Annotated in this window: 1 pseudogene; it reads right to left on the minus strand. The window is 47.2% G+C overall.

From position 1 onward, the window contains the following. Nucleotides 1-250: pseudogene (locus ACFIK8_RS12895) on the minus strand (gfo/Idh/MocA family oxidoreductase); the annotation flags it as partial.

The following is a 250-nucleotide window of genomic DNA, read 5'->3' on the forward strand; positions in this document are numbered from 1 at the left end:
ATGACTACGGATACCATTTGGAAAAGTCATATGAATATGAGCAAAATCAGAACACTGATCAATTACAGCTGCCCCTTCTCCGCGAATCTCAGAGGGTTCACATACCGTCAAAGCCAAAATCATTGAAAGATCATGAGGAGCAAGATCCCATAAAGCATCGCTTTGTGTATCAAATTTCCCAAAGCCTACTCCATGAGAATAAAAATCCCCCCCCCCCCCCACTCCTTCCTCCCCCCCCCACCCCGCCCTT

It is taken from the genome of Bartonella sp. MR168JLCBS, from assembly GCF_042194175.1.